The organism is Planktothrix sp. FACHB-1355 (assembly GCF_014748295.1).
In the GTDB taxonomy this organism is placed as follows: Bacteria; Cyanobacteriota; Cyanobacteriia; order Cyanobacteriales; family Aerosakkonemataceae; genus Aerosakkonema; species Aerosakkonema funiforme_A.
Genome location: NZ_JACJUP010001255.1, coordinates 1 through 1,897 on the forward strand (window position 1 = coordinate 1; position 1,897 = coordinate 1,897).

A 1,897-nucleotide genomic window follows, 5' to 3' on the forward strand; every position below is an offset into this window, starting at 1 on the left:
GGAATCGATATCAAAGAAACCCGGTTTCTTCAAGAAACCGGGTTTCTAAATTCAGAAAGATTTGTCTTAGCATCTAAATATATAGTGTGTTTCGATCGTTATTGCGGCAATGTCTAGCCACCGCCAAGGCGTAATGAACGTTCTTAATTCCACAAACCCTTGATTCTAGTCTCTTCTTCCCCTAGCCCCGACGCCCTAATCCCTAGACCCTAATGAAAAATATCGCCAATTTACTCACTTCTTCGATCGTAGCCATTTGGGTAGGAGCGATCGCCATCCTCTCCGTCCAAAATGCTACCCAAGTTTCTCTGAAGTTTTTGGGATTCGAGTCAATTAAACTGCCAGTGGGTGTGGTGTTGGCCTTTAGTGCTAGTCTTGGGGTGGTGGGAGGTGCGATCGCTTTTCCTTTATTTACACCTTCAGAAAATCGAGAGGATGATGATTTTGAGGATGATGTGCCAGAAAATCGTCAATCCAGCGGCGGAAGTGATTGGTTAGAAACCGGATCGCAAGATTGGTAAGTTTATTTTGTGCGACGATATTCCCAAGGAGCCACAAAAGTGCGATCGCTCCAAATACCGCGTCTAGCTTTCTTTGCTTCCGCTTCTGCCTGTTCCACAATAGCTGCACTGGGACAGTTTTTCAAGTAGGGACGATTCACCAGCGCCAATCCCTCGCGCACTAACACTTCTTGAATGAAAACATTGTCAGCTAAACGGACTTCACCGATTTTGCGACCGTAGCGATCGGTATCGGTTAAAGTTAAGGTAACGCGATCGCCTTGTTTCACCAACTGCTGCACGCGACCCTGCGCTTTTACACCCCACTTGAATTGATTTTTGTCCACCAATTTTGTGCTTTGCTTTTCCTTTTGGGAATGGGGAACTTCCGGTGCATCGATACAGGCGAAACGCACAGTAAAGTTTTCTCCCTTCGAGTCTGTGACCGCGAGTGTATCTCCATCGCTGATTCGTTTGACGGAGTAAGTAATTTGTCCCGGACGGTTCGGACATCCTGTTAAACTGAGAATCAGGAAAGCAACGCCGAGGAATTTTAGCGAGTATGCGATCGATTTTTTGTAACTCATACTTAGCTTTTCCTTGCCAGTTTCGATCGACTTTTTCATAAAGTTATATTGCCCATAAATTTCACCACATTATCTGCCGATCTAAATTTATCGCCATTAAAAAATGCTCAACTTTGCAGAATCTTTTATGCGATCGCATATCCAGTATGCTCTCTAACTTGGGGAGGATGAAAGGCGAGGACAATACGATCTTTAGGTACTCCAGCAGCGACAAGTTCATTTGTGATGCCATCTTCAATACCATCGTAGTGAATCCAAATTTTCTCATTGCGAATTTCCACATGGACGATACAGCCATGCACTCTGCGGTGATTTTCCCAGCCTTCGTGTACCAGCATAAAGTGGTTGCGATCGCGGCTAACAATAACATAAGTAATTACATCACCATAACGATAAGGAATATCCGCATAATATTGGAGAATTTTTTCTAGAATATCACGCCATCGCTCTAGGGGTTGATTTGCGGTATCCATAAAATTATTTCCTCACTGTTTGAGTCAAAAAATATGATACGAAAACCAGGTTCTTCTAACAAGATTTTTCCAGCTTCCTCTTGGAACAAAGTCTCAAAAGTGTTGCGACTGACGGCTAAATAGAGACGACGGTCTGGATCTCTTCTTTGCAGATCTCTAGCATACAAAAAGAATTGTCCCCAGGCATTTTCGAGGTCATTAATAGGAGAAGGACTAAGAAAGCTTTTGATTTCGACAGCGATTTTTACAGAATCTCGTTCAGCCGCAATCAGTTTTTCAGCACCCAGGTCAACAAACGTGGAGCGTTCCCCTATCTTGAGGATAAGCGGGTCATCAG

General features: G+C 43.9%; 4 protein-coding genes. 1 reads left to right on the plus strand and 3 read right to left on the minus strand.

The features are described 5' to 3' along the window. Window positions 1–212: 212 nt before the first annotated feature. The gene (locus H6S82_RS31345) at window positions 213–521 is read left to right on the plus strand and encodes a lipopolysaccharide assembly protein LapA domain-containing protein (protein WP_190461982.1); all 309 of its coding nucleotides are present in this window, start codon (window positions 213–215) and stop codon (window positions 519–521) included. A gap of 2 nt (window positions 522–523) precedes the next feature. On the opposite strand, the gene H6S82_RS31350 is transcribed toward H6S82_RS31345, so the two are convergent. From H6S82_RS31350 to H6S82_RS31360, 3 genes are all read right to left on the minus strand, one after another. Further along, entirely contained in the window at window positions 524–1,087 is a 564-nt protein-coding gene (locus H6S82_RS31350) for a thermonuclease family protein (protein WP_190462088.1), read from the minus strand. Between the two features lie 125 nt (window positions 1,088–1,212). Continuing rightward, window positions 1,213–1,560, minus strand: a complete 348-nt coding sequence (locus H6S82_RS31355) for a XisI protein (protein WP_190461984.1) — start codon at window positions 1,558–1,560, stop codon at window positions 1,213–1,215. Next, a partial coding sequence (locus H6S82_RS31360) for an element excision factor XisH family protein (protein WP_191057345.1) occupies window positions 1,536–1,897 on the minus strand: 362 nt, incomplete at its 5' end. The genes H6S82_RS31355 and H6S82_RS31360, both read right to left, overlap by 25 nt.

Excerpts from the sequence above, each read along its gene's own strand:
- H6S82_RS31345 (WP_190461982.1), top strand. The coding sequence starts at position 213 with ATGAAAAATATCGCCAATTTACTCACTTCTTCGATCGTAGCCATTTGG.
- H6S82_RS31350 (WP_190462088.1), bottom strand. The coding sequence starts at position 1,087 with ATGAGTTACAAAAAATCGATCGCATACTCGCTAAAATTCCTCGGCGTT.
- H6S82_RS31355 (WP_190461984.1), bottom strand. The coding sequence starts at position 1,560 with ATGGATACCGCAAATCAACCCCTAGAGCGATGGCGTGATATTCTAGAA.